Here is a 21,115-nt window from a genome sequence, read left to right on the forward strand (position 1 = left end):
TTTTTATTACTAAATATTAATAGGTTTAATTAGGTTATAATTATAAAGTATATTTAATTATAAGGGGTGAAGATGATAGAACTAGAAAAACTAAATAAACAACAACGAAAAGCAGTAGAATACAATGACGGACCACTTCGTATAATTGCTGGTGCTGGTTCAGGAAAAACAAGAGTTTTAACATATAAAATATCATATTTAATTGATGAATTGGGAATAAAACCTTCACGCGTTTTGGCTCTAACTTTTTCAAACAAAGCAGCTAATGAAATGAAACATCGCGTTATCACAATGGTGAATAATCCTGAACAACTTCCTGTCATAAGTACTTTCCATGCTATTTGTGCAAAAATATTAAGATATGAAATTCATTTGCTAGGTTATGAAAACGATTTCCAAATTATTGACGAAATAGACCAAAAAGCAATCCTTAAATCAGTCTATAATGAATTAGAAATATCTAATAATGAATTCAGTTATAGTTCAATCATTTCATTCATTCAAAACAAAAAGAATTCATTATTTGAATTTTTAAATATTGAAAACGAAAATATTGATACATCTTTATCTCTACAAGAAAGAAAAGCTATCGAAACAAAGGAATTGATTTACAAGCATTATCAAGAAAGATTGCAACGATCAAAAGCGCTTGATTTTGATGACTTACTAGTTTTTGTTTACAAACTTTTTTATGACCCAAAATATGAGCATATAGCCAACAAATGGGCTAAACGATATGACTATTTATTAATTGATGAATTTCAAGACACAAGCATTATTCAATACAAAATACTACAAAAACTTTGTTCAACAAATAAATTAACAATTGTAGGAGATCCCGACCAAACAATCTATAGTTGAAGAAATGCTGATATCAATATAATTATTAATTTTCACAAAGATTATCCAGATGCTATCACAATTAAACTTGAAGAAAATTATCGATCAACTAAAAAAATTCTTTATTACGCAAATAAATTAATCATTAAAAATAAATTAAGACTAGAAAAAAACCTATATACAGAAAATGAAGAAGGAGAGGATGTTGAATTTTACTGTGGCCATAGCGAAGAAGCTGAAGCCCGGTGAATAGCACGAAAAATTTCAGAATTAAAACGTTCGAGAGTGCAATTAAAAAATATTGCTATTTTATTTAGAACCAATAGCTACTCAAGAGCAATTGAAGAAGCTTTGATTAGAGAAAGTACAATATACAAGCTTTTTGGCTCAATCAAATTTTATCAACGTGAAGAAATTAAAGATGCTTTAGCATACTTAAGAGTTATTCATGATGGTAGTGAAATTATGCTTCTACGTATCATAAATAAACCTTCAAGAAAAATTGGAGAGGTAACCGTTGATAAGTTAATTGAATTTGCAAGAAATAAAGGTACAACATTATTCAATGCAATTGAAGCACATATTGATGAGCTGCAAGAAACTTTAAGTATTTCAACAACTACACTTCAAAAATTAGCTTCACTAATTAATGATATTCGGTGAGCGAGAGCAGCCTTAAAAACTAATTCAATAAGCAGCACGCTCAAAGAGTTTATGTATAAAAAAATAAACTATTTTGATACATTTAAAATTTCTGAAGAAGATTATGAATCAAAACAAGAAAATTTTCAAAGTTTAATAAATGCTATTGAGTTATGGGAAAAAAACAATTCCCACGGTACTATAGATGAATATCTACAAGAAATTACACTAATAACAGATAGAGACGTCGAAAACGATGCAACAAGTTTTGTTTCATTGATGACAGTGCACAATGCTAAGGGATTAGAATTTGATTATGTTTTTATTTGTGGGCTTGCTGAAGGTTTATTCCCTCTAAAAAGAGCAATTTCTATTTCACCAAGTAAAGATTTTACATTTTTAACTAATTCAAATACACATGAAGAAAATATTGAAGGTCTTGAAGAAGAAAGACGGCTTGCATACGTTGCAATTACAAGAGCTAAGAAAAAGCTTTTCCTTTCATTTGCAATTAATAGATCTGGTTTTACTAAACGTAGCAGGTTTTTATCAGAGGCAGGTATAAAAGAACAAAATGGTTCTGTAACACTTGCAAATGATTTTTCTATTGCTGAAGAAAATCACCAAAACAATAGCCATTTAGTTGTCGGAGATTATATAATGCATAAAATCTATGGACGCGGCGAAATTATTGATATGGTTGACTCAATAATTACTGTAACCTTTCCACAACAAAAAACCACAAAACAATTTGAAAAATCGCATCACTCAATTAAAAAATGAGATGGTGACCTTAATGACTAAGGAGTTAATTTAATTTGCTAATCTGAATTATTGCATTCTCTTCCATAATATTCATTTTTTCTTTTTGATTTATTTTATTTTTAATAAGAACACAAAATAATATTAAAAACGAAAGTGGTTTCCTCTGTTTAGAAATTGATTTGAAACAAAATAGAATTAAACATCTGAATGGTATTCCCAACATTTCAAATGAACCCACATTTATAAAAAAATTAAACCTTCTAAATAATAAATGAAGGAAATTAGATGACTTATGTGAAATTTTAGAAAAAAAATATAAACTTCTTTTTTTAAGTGCTTTAAAAAATAAAGAGAATACGATTATTAGTTTTGAAACAACACATAACAAGCATTCAACATACAAAACAAAGGTTAGTTTTGAAATAAATTTTATAAATGATCAAAAAGCTTTTATGACAGTTAATTGAAACAGAAACGATACTATTAAAAATGAAGTTTTCGAAGCTTTAAACACCAACATTTCTTACCTTTTTTCGCCAAACAGCAAATATATAGCATGTGGTTTTATTTTAAACATAAAAAATATTAATAGTATTAATAACTTTATAAAACTTTTCCAAGATAGTTGCGTTTATAATCAAATAAAAGGCGTCAAAGTTTTTCTTGATTGAAATAAGATCTTTTTCGTCTTTCCCTCTGATAGATTTCAAAGTGGCCATTCTTACTATGCAACTAAAATCTTTGCAAACACTGCTACTCTTTACAAAAATCTTTACTCTACCTTTTTTTCATTTAACAATGAGCTTTTAACCAACAAAAATCAATTGTATTATGAAACGGTCTTTGACTTTATCAAAACACTTACACCTATGGTTGATTATTGAATTCCAAATAACATAGAAGATAACAAAGATTTTAAAATTTTTAAAGAAAAATATGAATATACACTTGACGAAATAAAACAAAGCAATAATATTGATTTTAAAACTGTGTCTATAAATAATTTTGGCGATGAAAACACTAAACTCAATTTATTATTAGTTAAAAGAAAATTTGAAATTTTAAATATAAAAGATGAAAATATCATAGCTTCCTTAGACATTTATAAAAATTTTTTTATGCAAATATATGAAAACATCAAATCACAAGATATTCATGGAAAAGTTTTAAATATACAAGATTTTATTTTTAATTATATTGATAATAAAAGTATTGAAAATTCTATTAAAATTGATCGTTCCTTTGTTCAATTAGTTTCACTTAATTCAAAAAAAAGTATGTTAAGAGTTAAGAAAAAAATAGAACAAATTAAAGAAAACTATCCAAAGGCGGCTATAGGAATAAAATTAACCGAAATCAATAATGATATTATTTCACTAATTGGTAAATGAGTGGGAATTATATGATTTGATAAGTCGCTTACCAAAATGCTTAATAACCCAGAAACAATGTTATATATTGGTCTTATACTCAAAAAGGCAGAGCATTTAAAAATCTCAATTGTTTTTGAGAATTTAGATTTCAAAAACTATAAAAAAGTTTTATTTAACAAAAAAATTAAAATGTTTTACTCAAGCGAAAGAAAAAAATAACATTAAATTTGAAAGGTAAATTATGAATAAAGCTAAGATTAAAGAAAATTTTTTTGAGGCAATTAATGGAGAATGATTAAATAAGCATAAAATTGCTGATAACAAAACCTCAGTCGGCACGTTTGAAAGATTAGATGAAAGTTTAACAAGATTAAAAACTAAACTTATAACAAAATGATCAGTCGACTCATCCGAAATAACTGAAAATAAAATTCTTCTAGAAATGGTTAAATTTTATAATTTAGTTAATAATTGAAACGATAGAAAAAAACACTCAATAAAGCCTATTATTCCAATACTAAAAGAAATAGAGTCATATCAATCATGAAATGATATTGAAAATAACTACACTAGCTTATGCTTAAGAAATTTTGAAGTTCCTATTCCTTTTTTTATACACACAGATTTTAAAAACCACGAAAAACAAACCCTTTTTGTTTCGACCCCTTCTGTTATCCTTCCAGAAAAAAGTTATTATAATGATGAAGAAAAAAAGAACTCATTTTATAGAATTTGAGTTAATATGGTTAAAAAAATGCTGTTAAAAGTAAATAATGATGAAAAATGAGCAAATGATTTAGTTAACAAAGCTCTCCTATGAGATAACGAGGCATCAAAATATATTCTTTCAGCGCAAGAATGAGCAATTATAACTAACATTTATCACCCTAGAAAAGTTGACGATTTCAATAAAAAAATAAAAGAAATAAATTTATCTAATATTTTAAATTCGTTAATCAATGATAGCATTAGTGAAGTTATTTGTGTTTCGAAAGATTTAGTTGACAATTATTCGAAATTATTAACAAAAGAAAATTTTGAACTTTATAAAGCTTTTCTATATATTTCATCATTAATTGAATTATCTCGCTTATTAGATTATGAAAGCTTAGTAATTTCTGGGGAATTTTCAAGAGCTTTAAGTGGTCAAAGAAAACCTTTTAGCAAGAAAAAAATAGCCGTAAAATTTGTTGTTGATAATGTTTTTTCTATGCCTTTTGGCAAATATTACGGTGAAACTTATTTTGGCCCCCAAAACAAAAAGAATGTCGAGCAAATGATTCATAAAATGGTTAAAATATACGAGGACCGCCTAAAAGAAAACACCTGACTTTCAAAACAAACAAAAGACAAAGCTATATTAAAACTTTCTAAAATCGGCGTTTATGTAGGCTACCCAGAAATTATTGAAGATTTTTATAAGGAATTTATTGTTCAAAAGTATAATGGCTATGATGATCTAATAACAAATGCCCTTAATTTCACAATGGCTGTTCAAAAAGCGAAATTTGCTGAATATGGTAAAAAGAAAGATATTAATCTTTGGTCAATGTCTCCAGCTATAATTAATGCTTATTATAACCCTTCAAGTAATAAAATAGTTTTCCCAGCAGGCATTTTACAATCTCCATTTTATAGTTCAAAACAATCCTCTTCTTCAAACTACGGTGGTATAGGGGCAGTTATTGCTCATGAAATATCACATGCCTTTGATAATAATGGGGCTAACTTTGATGAAGTAGGTAATATGGTGAATTGGTGAACCGAAGATGATAAAAAAGAATTTAACAAAAGGGCTGAAAAAATGGTTAAATTATTTGATAATAAAAAAACAGAAGTTGGTAAATGTGACGGAAGATTAACAGTATCTGAAAACATCGCAGATGCAGGTGGGTTATCATGTGCCCTTGAAGCAGCAAAAAGCGAAAAAGATTACAACCCAAAACATTTTTACATAAACTATGCTATCACCTGAAGATCTAAACAAAGACCTGAACTTCAAAAATTACTATTAGCTTCTGATGTTCATGCTCCTGCTATATTGAGAACAAACATTCAGGTACAAAACTCTGACGATTTTTATAAGACTTTTAAAATATCAGAGTCTGACCAAATGTTCCTAAGCCCGAAAAAAAGAGTAAAAATTTGATAATTAAAACCTCCTTCTTGTATTTTAAAAAAGAAGGAGGTTTTTTTAATGTAACAAAACGGATTGTTTTCTTTTTCGTTTTAAAAATAAAATTAATTGTAAAAAAATAAAAAGAGAAATTCAAAAAATAATTACTGATGCTATAAAAATAGCACTGTTCTTAAAAAAAGTAGAAGGTAAAATTTTAATAATTTCATCTTTTGAAGGTTCAAATATTCAATTTGTTTTACCAGCAAAAAATAATTCATGAAACTTACGGAAGGCAACATCATAATTACTAATTACCAACCCTATAACAATAATCAGCACCCCTAGTAAAATTGTCGAAGCAATAAAACAAGATTTAATAATTTTTATTCTTATTTTTGCAAATTTTGATATTAAAAAAACTAAAAGAATTGTAAATAAAGAAAAAACCAAAATAATAAAATCTATTAAAATCAGTCTTTTCACATCTGCGAAATGCGCCATCCCTAAAGATGAATAATCTAATTTCCCAGTTCCAAATTTCTTAAATAAAACTAAATAATCAAAAAGTTCGTTATATGCTAATTTAAGTTGATCATAATTTAGTTCGCCATTATTAAATTTGATATTTTTATAATCCAGATTAGATAAATGATAATAGTAAAAAGGTTTAATAATTATTGGCAACATAATCGAAAAACTTAAGATAAATAGCATAATACTTATTATCAAAAAAACATACAAAAAATATTTACATTTTTTTCACATTGCTTATATTAGTATAGCATTAATTAACAAAATGCTTTTTAAAAAAATAATTCTGTTTTTTAGCAATAAAGTAACAAAGAATAGAAATGTTATTAAATAGCAAATAAAAAACAAAACAATTGACACTAAAAAAACTTTTTTTCTTTTAAAATTAAGGTTTTTTTATTTTTTTCGACTTATCGACATTTATTATTTTTATTATTAATTAAACAAAAGAATAAACATATATTTTTTTATTTTAAATTATTTTATAATAATTTTAATATAATTAAAATTCTATGAATATTAATTATTACAATGATACTATAGCAGCTATTTCTTCTGGCAATATTAATCAAGCGATATCAATTATAAGAATATCAGGACCTGAGGCAATAAGTATAATTAAAAAAATTTATACAGGAAAAATCGGGAAAGATAAAACAATAACTTATGGATTTATAATAGATCCAATAACTAACAAAAAAATAGATGAAGTATTAGTTAGTTTTTTTATCGGTAATAAAAACTATGTAGGAGAAGATACAATCGAAATAAATGCTCATGGTGGGATAATTGTCACGAATAAAATTTTAAATTTAATAATTTCAAATGGAGCAAGATTAGCAACTCGCGGTGAGTTTACAAGACGAGCATTCATAAATGGCAAAATTAGTCTTGAAAAAGCAGAAGCAATAAATTCTCTTATACATGCAAAAACTAATATACAAGCAGAAATTGCTATTAATCAATTTGAAGATAAAGATAATGAATTAATTAATAAATTAGAAGAACAACTAATTAATATTATTTCAATTATAGAAATAAATATTGACTACTCAGAATATAATGATATTGAACAAATGGATAAAACAAAACTTTTAAAGTTAATAACAAATTTAAAACAATATATTGAAATAATAATAAAAAAATCAGAATTTGCAACTGATGTATATAATGGAATAAAAGTGGCTATCGTCGGAAGACCTAATACCGGGAAATCTTCAATTTTAAATTTATTATTAAATAAAGAAAAAGCAATTGTTACAGATATCGAAGGAACAACAAGAGATATTATTGAAGGCGATTATGAAATAAATGGAATTCCTTTTAAAATAATAGATACTGCAGGAATTAGAAAAACTCAAGATAAAATAGAATCAATCGGAATAGATCGTTCATTAAACGCAATTAAAGAAGCAAAAATTATTGTCCATTTATTTAACCCAGGTCAAAAAGAAAACAAAGAAGATGAATTAATAAAAGAAATGTCAAAAGGAAAAATATATATTCCAGTATTGAATAAAAGTGATTTATTAAATGATAAAGTTTCATCTGATTATATATTAACATCAGCAAAAAATAAAAATATTTGAGAGTTAAAGAATAGTTTGGTAAAAAACTATTTAAATCTTGATTATAATGACAGGGAATTAATTTATAATACTAGAAGATTAGGTTTGTTAAAGCAATGCTATATTGAATTAAATAATGCGATTTTAAGCATGGATAAAGGTTTCGGCCCTGAGATTGTAATACTCGATATTAATAAAGCATGGTCACTACTTAGAGAAATTTTAAACAAAGAGCATGATAACGAATCTCTATTGGATAATATGTTTAATAAATTTTGTTTAGGAAAGTAAAAAAAAGGTGAAAAATGGGTTATAGTAGAAAAGTCGAACTAAAAGAAGGCCAAATATTGAAATGGGTTAAAAATGAATCAAAACCCTTTTATTTAGGTCTTTCATATGAAGGTTTAGGGATAATAAGAGATTTTAAAGTTCCTATATTTGTTTATAATTTACTGCCTGATGAAGAAGTCGATATCGAAATAACATATTGCTCTAAAAAATGTTGTTTTGCAAAAGTAAAAAAATATAGAACTTGTTCATTATTGAGAGAAAAAATGGAACCTTCAAGAGTTTTATTGTATGAAACAGGTTCTACTCCACTAGCTGGGATTAATTATGAAAACCAGTTAAAATTTAAGCAATATATTATTAAGAATTTATTTGAAAGAAATTTAAATTACACAAAAGTTTTACCTATACTTGAATCAAATTGCCAATGGTTTTACCGCAATAAAATTTCGTTGCAAATAAAATATGATGAAAAAGGTCCAAAAATAGGTTTTTTTAAAAAATATAGCCATGATCTAGTTGAGCAAACAGAAATGGAACTTGCGGTTGTTGCAATTAGGGAATTTTATAAAAAAGTGCTAATTAGTCCAAAAACAGATTTTGAAAAAGATTTTAAAAATCTTATATTTCAGGTTAAACCATTTAAAATTACTTTAAGATCGCCAAAAAGCTCATTTTGTTGTATTGAAATAATTCTTCATATTAAGGAAGATTTAAGTCCTGAAAATATAAAATTATTTGAAGCCTTATTAAAGGACAATCTAAGCTATAAAGTAACTTTCTTTAATACAACTTCTAATAAGTGGATTAATTTGCTAAATCATAATGGTATAAAATATGAACTTGGAAAATTAGTGTTTAATGTTGTTAATGATACTTTTTATCAAATAAACGAAACAGTTATGAATAATATATATAAAAAGATAAGTGATTGAATACCTAGTAATGAATTGAACGTTTTGGATGCTTTTGGTGGAGTTGGTACAATCGCTTGCTTTATTGCGCATAAATGTCGTAAGGTTTATTCGGTTGAGATAAACAAAAAATCATCATTAATGGCTATTGAAAATATTAAAGAAAATAAAATTTCTAATATCGAAGTAATAAATGATGATGCAAATAAGTGGCTTATTTTAAATAAAGAAAAAATTGATCTAGTGATTTTTGATCCGCCTCGAGAAGGTTTAGATTCAGAAACTATTAAATCAATTAAGGATTCTGATATTAAGAAAATAATATATTTAAGTTGTGAGCCTAAAACATTAGTTCGTGATCTACAGAATATAACAAGTTTCGGATATGAATTAATAGAAGTACAGCCTTACGATATGTTTCCACAAACTCAACATATTGAAACTCTAGTTTTACTAGAAAAGAAATCTTAATAAAATTTAAATTTAAAAAAGTAAGTCAAAAACTTACTTTTCATCAATTATATATTCAGTAAAGTTTGATAAGTCTTCCATTTTAAAAACATGAAGCGAAACTAGTGATTTTTTAAATCAAGGAATAGTTTTTATATGTTGTAAGGCTTTTGTAATTTGTAATAAATTATTTATTGAACGCGAGAAATAAAAGCTGTTTGACAATCAGTGAAAACCATAGTGTCTTAAAATATCCCTTATTTCTTCATATGCTTGTTTATAATTTTCCTCGCCGACTCCATATTCTCTAATTAATAATTCTTTTTTTAGATAAAAAACAAGACCGTACATATATACCTCTATAATGTAAAAAATATATATTTAATTATACCACCATTACCCTTAAAAAATATACCCTTAAAAAAGTAGTTACTTTTTATTAAATTTAAAAATTAATAAGAAAATTAAAAAACCTGATGAAACAAAAGACTTGAAAGTTTTATTGAAATTCAAGTCTTTTTTTATTTTTATTAATTTTTAAAAAAAATATTAACGCAAAGTAAATCATAGAAATAGCTTCAATAAATATTGGTTTTTGTTGCAAAAATATAGATAAGAATATATTTTTAATAATTGATTATTGACTTTAAAATCTTTTTAAAAAGTGAATTGTTTTTATTTGTTATGTCTTACGTATCAAAATTGCATAAAAATGCAACACACACATATATAATATTACAATAAATATTTTTTATATTAAGGAGTAATAAGATGACAAAAAAATCTAAACTTTTTCTTTTAGGAACTTCATCTGCATTATTAGTTCCTATTATGACAATATCTTGCGCTACAAAAAAAGAACCAAATAAACCAAATAACCCATCAAATCCAGTTAATCCGCAAGATTCTCAAAAACCAAAAAAGACACCCCAAAAACACCTTCATCAATTGAACTGTTAGGTTTTGATAAAGAAGAATTAAATAAGCCTTCTATCGATAAATCGATTACAGAAGAAGATTTTAATAGACAAATAGGAAAACAAAATTCACAAAAACAAACAAATCCTTCAACAGATGATAAAAAACCTCATAAACCATCTATAAAGTTAGACGAGAATGCTTTCAAAAACATTGCTCCAGATATTATTTTTGATTATAATGAGCCTTCAAATGAACAGATCCAAAAGATAGTTAATAATTATTATAATCAATATCTATATCAAAAATACGACCCCTCAAAAGAGGAAGAAGGAATTAGATTTTCTTTTTCATTAGAAGGACAGGAATACATCTTTAATAAAGATATTAATGTCAATAAGATTAAGGTAGATGAAAACAAACAAAAACATTTAAACTCATTAGCAGACGAGATAGTTTTTGCTTTAAAAAATAACAGTAAAACATATTTGAGTGAAAAATATAGTAAGGTTTTAATATCTTCATTTGAAAAACAAAAGCAAAAACAAATTTTAGATACTTTTGAAGAATATATAAATAAAGAATGACAAAAGATAAATAATATTTATGATGAGTCTTTATTTACGTCTAACGGTGTCGCTGCTAATGACATTAAAAATAGCATAAATAACTATTATAAACAAATTGATCCATCAAAAAGAACGATAAGACAATTATTACAAGACAAAAAAGATGTTAATAACTATTTTAGAACGTTAAACATTTTGCTATTTAGTTTTGCAGATCTTAAAGAATTCGGAGAAAAATTTCCACTTTTTCAACAAAATAAATTTATAACCAAACAACAAATAGATGAAAGAAAAATCACTCACGGAGATTTTGACAAATTAATTCAATATCGTAAAAACGCTATTAAAAAATTAGGAGAAAAAATCACATATAAAACTTGGTTACAAAACCAAAATGATGCTTACTATACCTTGTCAACAAATTTAGATATTCATAAAATGCACGATTACAATATTGCATTAACACAATTGTGAACATTTATTGATGAGCTAAAAAATGGTGCTAATCTAATAAAAATAGATAAAACAAAATTAGAAACAACCATGTACACTGAAGATCAAGTTATTGAAATGCTAAAAAAACCTGAAACAAAAAAACAAACAGAAGCTGCCTTTTATGCTCAATATAAAGATAAACATTTTACAAATATTTTTGACCCAAAAGAAAAAAATACAAGATGAGATAGAAATAAAAATTATATTTTGGAATTTAAGGCTTGAGTTCATAAATACAAAAACCAAACTAAACCAGGAATTTTTCTTTTAACCAAAATAACGTTTGACAATAAAGAAACAGATGAATTTTTAATAAAATATACATTTCTTCATCGAACAGGTGTTGGTCATCTTGAATTTCTAAAAACACCTAAAACGCAAAATAAAAATAAATAAAAATTATCTACGGTACCGAAAAATCAATATAAACTTGTTTTAGTTAAAAAACCACAAAAAGTTTAAGATTTAATTAGAAAACATAGGAAAAAGTAGACACCCTCATAGGAGGAATGTCTACTTTTTTATCTTGCTATTTTTGTACATAACAAACCTATATTGCATCATTTTTTAATTGCTTTAATTTAATTCTTTTCAATTAATCTTGATGCTTCAGCTAAGTTTACGCTAAAGAAAGTTGTAACACCTCTTTTTTGCATTGTTGCACCATAAAGCTTATCAACCCTTTCCATTGTGCCTTGGCGATGAGTGATAACGATAAATTGTGTTTTTTCTTTAAGATTTTGTAAGAATTCTGCAAAACGGATTACATTTGCTTCATCAAGTGCAGCTTCTACTTCATCTAATATACATAATGGCAATGGCTTTGCTTTTAATAGCGAGAACAATAAAGAAATTGCAATAAGTGCTTTCTCACCGCCAGAAAAAAGTTTTAAATTTTTGATAGATTTGCCAGGCGGCTGTGCCACAACATCAATTCCACTATCTAGAAGATTCTCTGGATCTGTGTATCTAATTTCTGCCATTCCACCACCGAACATTTTTGAGAAAACAAACTTTATTTCCTTATTTGCAAGATCAACGGTGTTAGTTATTCTTTCGATTATTATCTTATCCATTTCACTAATAACTTCTTCAATTGTTGTTTTTGCTTCAACAATATCTCTTTCCTGCTTTTTGACTTCATCGTATCTATCCTCTGTTTCTTTGAGTTGTTCGATTGAGTCCAAACTTACATGGCCAAGATCTTTTATATCATTTTTTAAATCAGAAACAATTTTTCTTGCTATTTCGAAATCTAAATCTGCTATATAAAACTCTTTTGCTGTCTCAAAAAGCATATTATATTGTTCTGAAAGTCTTTGTTTTGCATAATTAATAGCTGCTTCTGATTTTGCTTTTTCTGCTATTTGGATAGCATTTTCACTAATGAGTTTATTTAAATCATTATTAGCCGCGCTTTGTTTTGCGTTTGCTTCTGCAAACTCTTTTTTAGCAACTTGTAATAATTCATTTTGAGAAGTTTTGTTTGTTAAAAGATGGCTTCTTTCAAGTACTAGTTTTTGAATTTCATATGCAATGTTAACAGTCTCTAGCTCTTCTATTTTTTCTTTTGATATATTTTCATATTGAATTCTTAATTCATCAAATTTTGCCAAATCATCGTTTTGTATAAGCTCTTGTTTTGATAGATTAAGGCTTAAGTTTGAGAATAAACTAAGTAATTTTTGAATTTCTTGTTCTAGATCATTTAATTTTGTTTGTCGTTCAGAAATTATTTTTAACAGTTCTGGTTTCAGTGATTCAATCTTTTTTATTTGCTCATCAAGACCAAATGCTGATATGTTGTCGCTTTTTTGCCCCCCACTTAAAACACCGCCAACTCTAATTATGTCTCCTTCGAGAGTGACAACCATATAGCGTTTTTCAAGTAGCTGTGATAATCTATTAGCATTTTCAATATTATCCGCAATCAAGATATTGCCTAATAAAAATTTTCTTAAAATATCAAACTCACGTTCAGTATAAACCAACTCTGATGCAATACCTAAAAATCCTTTTTGAGTTTGGGCTACAACAATATGGTGTTCTGAAACGTATTTAGGATTTATGGACGCTAATGGAATGAAAGTTGCTCTACCACCATTATTTTCTTTTAGGAATTCAATAGCCTTAACAGCTGTTTCAGAATTATCAACAACTATATGTTGTAAGGCTCCTGCTAGAATTGTTTCAATAGCAAGGCCAAATTTAGCATCAACGCTTATAATTTCTGAAACTAGAGCCTTATATCCTTTAAATAAATGTGAGTTTTCAACAATATTTTTTGTCCCTTTTTGTAAATTGCTTTTGCTTTGCTTTACTTCATGAATATAATCTAATTTTGAATTTATTTTTTGTAGCTTTTCTTTGTCGTTATCCAGTTCTCTTTTAAGGTCATTTTTTTGAGCTGAAATATTTAAGATAGATTGATTAATGGTGTTGATTTTTTCTTTTTGTTGTTTAATAAAATTTTTAGAAAGTGAAATTTTTGTATTTAGGCTACTTAATTCGTCTTTTAGGGCTTCTCTTTTTTGCTCTACGTTTGCTTCAATACTTCCACTAATAAGCATTTCACGTTGTTTTGATTCCCTAGCAGATCTTATTTCTAAATCATTAATTTCTCTACTTATTTCATCAATGCGAGAAGTTAGATTAATAATCGCAGCATCGAGTTCGATCATAAGATCGTTTTTTTGCTTTGTTATATCATTGTAAAGTTTGATTTTTATTTCAAGATCCTCTTTTTTTTGACTATAAATCATTGAATTAGCGTTTAGTTCATCTAACTTTTCTGAATGAGCCATAAAATCGTGAACTAACAATGAGACTTCAACTTCTTTAAGTTGTTCGCTCATTATTTTATATTTCTTTGCTTTCTCAGCCTGTTTTTGTAATGGTTTTATTTGTTTTTCTAATTCCTGTACAACAATTGCTATTTGATCTAAGGCTTCTTGCGTTCTTTCTAATTTGCGCAATGCTTCTTGTTTTTTTGAGCGATACATCGATGTTCCAGATGCTTCCTCAAAAATTTCTCTTCTTCTTTCAGGTGTTGCCTCAGCGATATCAGAAATAGTTCCTTGTCCTATAATTGCTAATGATGATTTTGAAATGCCACTTTGCATAGCAATTTCTTTAATGTCCTTTTGTCTTGCTACTTCGCCATTTATATAGTACTCATTAGCGCCCTTTCCTCTATTTAAGACACGAGAAATTGTAAAAAAATCATGGGGAATATTAGCGGCACGATCACGATTATCAAAAGTAAGTATGACTTCTGCGCGATTCATTTCCTTTTCCGTTTTTGAACCCGCAAAAATTACGTCCTCCATATTGTCACCACGTAAAACTTTTGAACTAGTTTCACCTAAAACTCATCTGATAGCATCATTAATGTTTGATTTACCTGAGCCATTTGGTCCAATAATTGCAACAACACCGCCGTCGAATTTTAATGTGACCTTATCAGCAAAGGATTTAAAACCATGTGATTCAACTTGAATTAATTTCATTATTTTCCTTTCCGTTTTTCAATGAAGACTTAAAAATAATAATATAAATTATTATAATAACTATTTTTAAAAAGGCTTAGCAAAAAATATTTTTTTCAATGTTGTTGTTATAAAAGCCATTTTTGATAATAAATTTATAATGAATTAATAAATTGTTTTCATTTTATTTTAAGCACGATTATTCATTTTACAATACAAGTTTGTTAGTAATTTTTATTAAAGTTTTAAGAGTAAAAATAAGAATAAAAATTAATCCTTAAAACATATAAAATTAGTTTTTAAAAGAAGTGTAAGTTTATTGTAAAAAGCCTTATAGTTAAATATTTTTTTAATTTTGATAAAATTAATAAAAATAAAGCTTTATTAGTATTGAGGTACCAATATGTCCAATAATAAAAAATGAAAAAATAAAAAAATTAACATTAATAACTATAGAACACTTGAGGTTCAAAAGCAAAGAAAAGCATTATCTAGCTCTTGAAAGATAGCTTTAACTGGTTTATTCTTAATAGCAATTCCTTCATTTATTTTATTTATTTTGCTCGGCCGAGATGGATGGGCATTTGAAATAACAAAAAAAATGGAAAGATGGTCTATGCTCTTGCCTATTGCTATTGGTATTGTTATTATTCAAACTGCAGTTGTTTCTTTAATAGTTTTTAAATTTAAGGTTTATAGCAGTAGTTCATTCGTTTTTTTAGTTCCATTCGCAATTGCTATGGCTTCGTTCTTAGTTTCATCAGGCGTTGAAGAGTGGCCTTACAGAGTCATGCCAGCTGTTGGTCTTGCATTTTTATCGTTACCAATATTGCTTGTGTTTAAACATATTGAAAAAAAGAAAAAAGAAAAACAAAAATTACAGTTTGAACAAGAAGAAAGAGCAAAAAGAACATTACTAGACTAAATAAGTTTAGTTTTTTATTTTATATCTAAATTAGTTTTAAATTAAGCCAAAATAAAATATTTACTTTCCAAGGAGATTATATGTATAAAAAAATTTCGCTAATTGATAAAGAAGTTGCAGAAATAATCAATAATGAGTCAAAGAGACAAACTGACCATATTGAATTAATTGCCTCAGAAAATTACGTTTCTGAGCAAGTACTAAATGCTGTTGGATCGTGTTTGACAAATAAATATGGTGAAGGATACCCTAATAAAAGATACTATGGAGGTTGCGAATTTATTGACCAAATTGAAACATTAGCACAGGAAAGGGCAAAAAAACTCTTTGGTACTAAATTTGCAAATGTTCAACCATATTCAGGATCAGTTGCTAACGCCGCTGTTTACATGGCCTTGTTAAAACCGGGCGATAGAGTATTAGGTCTTTCTCTTGATTCAGGAGGTCATTTGACTCATGGTTACAAAATCTCTTTTAGCGGAATTTTTTATGAATCATATACTTATTCAGTTGACGAAAACGGAGTAATAGACTTTAATGAAGTCTTAAAAATAGCTAAAAAGGTTAAACCTAAGATGATTATATGCGGATACTCAGCCTATTCGCAAATTGTAGAATTTGATAGATTTCGAGATATTGCAGATGAAGTAGGTGCATATTTATTTGCAGACATATCGCATATCTCGGGGTTAGTGATAGCAAAATTGCATCCATCACCAGTAGGTTATGCCGATGTGATTATGACAACAACTCATAAAACACTAAGAGGGACAAGAGGTGCAATTATTCTAACAAATGATGAAGAATTGGCTAAAAAGATCGATAAGGCAGTTTTTCCTGGTTGCCAAGGGGGAGCCTTGTTTCATCAAATTGCCGGTAAGGCTGTTTCTTTTTATGAAGCGCTTCAACCTGAATTTATTGATTATCAAAAACAGTTATTGATTAATTCAAAAGTTTTTTGTCAAACTTTTATGAATAAAGGAGCGAAAGTTATTTCTGGTTTAACAGCAAATCATCTTTTTATGATTGATGTTAAAAGTACATATGGTTTAACTGGCAAAGAAGCATCAAGAGTATTACAAGAATGCAATATCACCGTTAATAAGAATTCAATACCGAACGATACAGAAACACCATTAGTATCTAGCGGCATTAGATTAGGATCGGCCGCCATGACTTCTCGTGGTTTTGGCGAAGATGAATTTATCATTTTAGCTAACCTAATGGATAAGTTGTTAAGAGATCCGAATAACGAGAATTTAAAAACAGTTATTAAAAAAGAAGTAGCTAAACTAACTAATATGTTTCCAATAAAAAGAAGTTACATCAAAAATTAATGTTAGAGGTTTCAATGTTAGAAAAATTAGAAACAGATATTAAGAACTGAATTGGTTCAATTGCTGGCGTAGTTGATTTTAAGGCTTTGGATGAAACAAATATGGTTAATTTTGCTAATACGGGAATAGTTGTGGAAAAGATGCCGAAACAAAAAAACGGAATTTCTGTAACTATTGGATTAATAATTTTGATAAACTTAAATGCAAAAAACCTAGTGGAAGAAATATACCAAATCTTAACCTACAAACTAAAAAGCGAAAATATAAAATTATCAAAACTTTGTGTTTTTATAAAAGGAATAAGTAATGAAAAAAATTAACGGAAAACAATGGCTGGGCGCTATTTTGTCTGGTGCTTATAATTTAAGCAACAAACAAAATCTTATTAATGCATTGAATGTTTTCCCTGTTCCTGATGGTGATACAGGGTCGAATATGACATCAACAATTATTGCAGTTGAAAATATTAAGGCAGATGAATTTAGCAATATTTCTGATATTTCCAGTCAAATAGGTCAATCATTATTATTTTCCGCCAGAGGTAACTCTGGGGTAATTTTAAGCCAAATTTTTAAAGGTTTCGCAGTTGCTTTCAAGGATAAAAAAGAGATAAATTCTTATGATTTGGTAAAAGGGTTTGAGGAAGCTTATAAATACGCTTACAAAGCTGTTTTAAAACCTGTTGAGGGGACAATATTAACTGTTATCAGACAAACATCAGAAGGGTTAAAAGAAAAAAATCTTATTGATAGTGATATTACTGACGTTTCACGTGTTGCCGTGGAACTTGCTAGAATAAGTTGCGATCATACACCTGATCTATTACCGGTTTTAAAAGAAGTTGAGGTTACTGATTCAGGCGGTGAAGGTTTGTATGCTATTCTTGAGGGAATGCATTTATACTTTCAAGGTCAACCTATTACGCTTTTGGAAAAACAAACTGAGGTAAATAAATTTATATCTGATAATGAAGTTTTTGATGGTGAGTTTGGTTATTGCACCGAGTTTATTGTCGAATTAAAAAATAAGAAAAAATTCAAAAAGGATTTATTAATTTCGAAATTAGAGAAACATGGTAGTTCAATGGTTCTTGTGCAGGATGACTCATTTTTAAAGGTTCATATTCATGTCACAAGACCTGGTGATGTTTTAAATATTGCCAACAGCTTGGGACAATTTATAAAAATTAAGATTGAAAATATGACCTTACAAGCTAATGATAGTAAAAGAAATAAAAATGATAATAATAGTAATGATCAATGTTGTGACGATAATCAACATGATTGCGGTCCAATAAAAAAGACCGCTGTAATCTCGTGCAATTCTGGAACTGGCATTATTGATCTTTTGAAAGAAAATGGTGTCTCGTATATTGTTGAAGGTGGGCAAACTAATAACCCATCAATAAATGACATTGTATCCGCTATTAACGCCGTAAGAGCTGAAACTATTTTTATTCTTCCAAATAATAAAAATATTATCCTCTCAGCCCAACAAGCCTCAACTATCGTGCAAGATAAAGAAATTATAGTAATTCCAACAAAATCACAGGCCCAAACGCTAAGTATTTTATTTAACTATAGTGAGGAAAATAGTGTTTCTGATAATCAACAACTAATGAATGATGCTCTTTTAAATATTCATTATGGCGAGGTTTCTCCTTCAATTAAAACCACTAAACTCAACGGTATTAAGGTTAAAGCCGGTGATTTTATGGCTATAAAAGAAGGGAGATTGAAAGATACAGATCCAACATTTAATGGTGCAGCAATAAAATTACTTCATGAATTAATTACTCCCGAAACGCAATTAGTTAACATTTTTTATGGCCAAGATGTTACTGAGTCAGATATAGATGAATTACAAAATTATATTGAAATAAATTTTGATGTAGATATCGAAATACACAATGGTGGTCAAAGTATTTATCCTTATTTAATTTCAGCGGAATAGGAGAATTGAAATGAAAAAAATAGTTTTCGATGTAATGAATAATGATAATGGTTATAAAGAAGCAATCCAAGGCGCATTGGCCTTTATGAGTAAAAATAAGGATTATCAAATTGCCTTAGTTGGCGATAAAAAACTTATTGAAAAAGAAATTAAAAACAATACTTATTTAATAAAAAAAGAAGATTTTATAATTATTGATTCGCCCAATTTAGCAACCATCAATTCTTCGATAAGAGACGTTTTAAAAAATCCATCATCAATGTTGGATGCTTTTAATTATTTAAATGAGAATGATTTTGATGCAATCTTGAGCAGCGGTGATAGCGGGTCTTTTATTTCATTAGCAACCCTAAAAACAAAAAGATTACCAAACGTTTTTAGACCTGCTTTTATGCCCATATTGCCTACAATGTCTGACCATTTTTCCCTGTTATTAGATGCCGGCGCAAATATTGATACACCAGCTCAATATATTAACAACTGAGCTATTGTAGCTAGTAAATATTTTGAATTAATTTTTAAAAAATTTAACCCAAGTATTGGATTGTTAAATGTTGGCGCTGAGGAATATAAGGGCAGCCAAAATATCAAAAACGCTTACACGCTATTAAAGGAAAATAAGAAAATTAATTTTTATGGATTTATTGAGCCTAACGATGCTATTGCCGGAAAGGTTGATATTATTTTAGCTGAAGGACAACAAGGAAATATATTTCTAAAAACTCTTGAATCTTCATTTATTAATTTTGGGAAACTTCTCAAGAAAATAATTTATAAAAATATAAAAACAAAGATAGCGGGTCTTTTTTTAAAAAATGATTTGAAAAAATTTAAAGAAAAATTTGACTACCGAAATATTGGCGGTGCATATATAATTGGTTTAGAAAAAATTGTTGTTAAAGCTCACGGTGGTTCTGATGAATTAGCATTTGAAAACGCATTAAACCAAATTAAGCTTTTGCTAGAAAAGGAAGATTTTATAAAGAACCTTTCAAAGCAATTGGGGGATATTGAAAATAATGAAATTTAATGGTAGTGATTTAAAAATCCTAGATAATGTCTTGCCCTTTTTAAAACAATTAGGAGTAAAAACAAAAGAATTAAGTGATGAACATTTGTTTATTTTAATAACCGCATTTACACATAAATCTTTTACGAATGAACATAAGACAAGACCTCATAATGAATATCTTGAATTCATTGGAGATGGTGTATTACAATTTGTTGTAACAAGTTGAATTGCCAATAAATTTCCGCAATATGAGGCAGGTTTAGCAAGTAAATTAAGAAGTAGTATAGTAGATAAAAATAACCTTGCCAAAATTGTTGAAAAGTACTCATTATTTAAATGATTAAGATATGGTAATTCTGCATTTTCCAATGGAACTAATATCAAAACAAAATCTAATCTTTATGAAGCATTTATAGGTGCTATATATTTGGTTTATGGTATTGAGGGGGTCAAGAAAATTACTGACCTAACATTATGGGAATCATTTAATTCGCAATGTAACAAAACCCATGTGCATCCTAAAAGCGAGTTGCAAGAATTATTACAACAATTTAGTCATTCTAGAATTGAGTATGTTACTGAAATGCTTCCTAACAATGAATTCGGTTCTATTGTATTGCATGAATCTCAAAGATATGGCGAGGGTTATGGTAAATCTAAAAAAGAAGCCGAAACCAATGCTGCAATTAATGCGTTGAAAAAATTAAGAAGAAAATAAATAAAAACGTCTTTTATGTTGAATACATACAAGACGTTTTTTAATTATAATTAAGGTTATTCCCGTGTTTTCCACTTTAAGTATAAAAAAATAAAATTCCATTTTTATGGAGTTTATTAAGTTAAAATAAAAGAATTTTTTCTTTCATAAGCGCATTTTTTATGAGATCGTACGTTTCTCATGAACTGCGATTTGCATTATTTTTAATCT

The 21,115-nt window shown here is 27.5% G+C and carries 16 protein-coding genes; 13 read left to right on the forward strand and 3 right to left on the reverse strand.

The genetic code is table 4. From position 1 onward, the window contains the following. Positions 1-72: 72 nt before the first annotated feature. From ACWXVU_RS00210 to ACWXVU_RS00220, 3 genes are read left to right on the forward strand one after another with little or no spacing between them, the layout of a single operon-like run. Entirely contained in the window at positions 73-2,286 is a 2,214-nt protein-coding gene (locus ACWXVU_RS00210) for an ATP-dependent helicase (protein ID WP_456011859.1), read from the forward strand. 14 nt (positions 2,287-2,300) lie between these two features. Next, complete coding sequence (locus ACWXVU_RS00215) at positions 2,301-3,839, forward strand: MHO_4530 family protein (protein ID WP_456011860.1); 1,539 nt, start codon at positions 2,301-2,303, stop codon at positions 3,837-3,839. 22 nt (positions 3,840-3,861) lie between these two features. Continuing rightward, positions 3,862-5,772 (forward strand): M13 family metallopeptidase, encoded by a 1,911-nt coding sequence (locus tag ACWXVU_RS00220; protein ID WP_456011861.1) that lies wholly within the window; start codon positions 3,862-3,864, stop codon positions 5,770-5,772. Positions 5,773-5,814: 42 nt separating this feature from the next. Here the strand turns inward: ACWXVU_RS00220 and ACWXVU_RS00225 are convergent, their stop codons facing one another. Beyond that, the gene (locus tag ACWXVU_RS00225; protein ID WP_456011863.1) at positions 5,815-6,504 is read right to left on the reverse strand and encodes a TIGR01906 family membrane protein; all 690 of its coding nucleotides are present in this window, start codon (positions 6,502-6,504) and stop codon (positions 5,815-5,817) included. A 278-nt stretch (positions 6,505-6,782) separates the two neighbouring features. On the opposite strand from ACWXVU_RS00225, the gene mnmE reads away from it, so the two are divergent. Together mnmE and rlmD are read left to right on the forward strand one after the other, a co-directional pair. Then, positions 6,783-8,129: a tRNA uridine-5-carboxymethylaminomethyl(34) synthesis GTPase MnmE gene (gene mnmE, locus ACWXVU_RS00230; RefSeq protein ID WP_444704892.1), complete on the forward strand. Its 1,347-nt coding sequence runs from the start codon at positions 6,783-6,785 to the stop codon at positions 8,127-8,129. A 14-nt stretch (positions 8,130-8,143) separates the two neighbouring features. Further along, positions 8,144-9,511 carry a 23S rRNA (uracil(1939)-C(5))-methyltransferase RlmD gene (rlmD, locus tag ACWXVU_RS00235; protein WP_455965936.1) on the forward strand — a complete coding sequence of 456 codons (1,368 nt, stop codon included), beginning with the start codon at positions 8,144-8,146 and terminating at the stop codon, positions 9,509-9,511. A 33-nt stretch (positions 9,512-9,544) separates the two neighbouring features. On the opposite strand, the gene ACWXVU_RS00240 is transcribed toward rlmD, so the two are convergent. Next, on the reverse strand, positions 9,545-9,841 hold the full coding sequence (locus tag ACWXVU_RS00240) for a hypothetical protein (protein ID WP_438340497.1): 297 nt from the start codon (positions 9,839-9,841) through the stop codon (positions 9,545-9,547). Positions 9,842-10,261: 420 nt separating this feature from the next. Here ACWXVU_RS00240 and ACWXVU_RS00245 point away from each other — a divergent pair, with 420 nt between their 5' ends. Further along, positions 10,262-10,450 (forward strand): hypothetical protein, encoded by a 189-nt coding sequence (locus ACWXVU_RS00245; RefSeq protein ID WP_456011865.1) that lies wholly within the window; start codon positions 10,262-10,264, stop codon positions 10,448-10,450. A gap of 446 nt (positions 10,451-10,896) precedes the next feature. Beyond that, positions 10,897-11,868 (forward strand): hypothetical protein, encoded by a 972-nt coding sequence (locus ACWXVU_RS00250; RefSeq protein ID WP_456011866.1) that lies wholly within the window; start codon positions 10,897-10,899, stop codon positions 11,866-11,868. A gap of 185 nt (positions 11,869-12,053) precedes the next feature. On the opposite strand, the gene ACWXVU_RS00255 is transcribed toward ACWXVU_RS00250, so the two are convergent. Beyond that, positions 12,054-14,981 carry an AAA family ATPase gene (locus tag ACWXVU_RS00255; RefSeq protein WP_456011868.1) on the reverse strand — a complete coding sequence of 976 codons (2,928 nt, stop codon included), beginning with the start codon at positions 14,979-14,981 and terminating at the stop codon, positions 12,054-12,056. Positions 14,982-15,363: 382 nt separating this feature from the next. Here ACWXVU_RS00255 and ACWXVU_RS00260 point away from each other — a divergent pair, with 382 nt between their 5' ends. The 6 genes from ACWXVU_RS00260 (at position 15,364) to rnc (ending at position 20,905) form a co-directional block, all read left to right on the forward strand. Further along, on the forward strand, positions 15,364-15,885 hold the full coding sequence (locus ACWXVU_RS00260; RefSeq protein ID WP_456011869.1) for a hypothetical protein: 522 nt from the start codon (positions 15,364-15,366) through the stop codon (positions 15,883-15,885). 80 nt (positions 15,886-15,965) lie between these two features. Next, on the forward strand, positions 15,966-17,222 hold the full coding sequence (gene glyA, locus ACWXVU_RS00265; RefSeq protein ID WP_456011871.1) for a serine hydroxymethyltransferase: 1,257 nt from the start codon (positions 15,966-15,968) through the stop codon (positions 17,220-17,222). 14 nt (positions 17,223-17,236) lie between these two features. After that, complete coding sequence (locus ACWXVU_RS00270; protein WP_438340502.1) at positions 17,237-17,542, forward strand: hypothetical protein; 306 nt, start codon at positions 17,237-17,239, stop codon at positions 17,540-17,542. Next, complete coding sequence (locus ACWXVU_RS00275) at positions 17,529-19,175, forward strand: DAK2 domain-containing protein (RefSeq protein WP_456011872.1); 1,647 nt, start codon at positions 17,529-17,531, stop codon at positions 19,173-19,175. Before ACWXVU_RS00270 ends, ACWXVU_RS00275 begins: the two co-directional genes overlap by 14 nt. Before the next feature lie 10 nt (positions 19,176-19,185). Continuing rightward, positions 19,186-20,205, forward strand: a complete 1,020-nt coding sequence (gene plsX, locus ACWXVU_RS00280) for a phosphate acyltransferase PlsX (RefSeq protein ID WP_456011874.1) — start codon at positions 19,186-19,188, stop codon at positions 20,203-20,205. Continuing rightward, positions 20,195-20,905 (forward strand): ribonuclease III, encoded by a 711-nt coding sequence (gene rnc, locus ACWXVU_RS00285; protein WP_456011876.1) that lies wholly within the window; start codon positions 20,195-20,197, stop codon positions 20,903-20,905. The genes plsX and rnc overlap by 11 nt, the downstream gene beginning before the upstream one ends. Positions 20,906-21,115: the final 210 nt, after the last annotated feature.

This window comes from Mycoplasma sp. 2575, assembly GCF_053851635.1.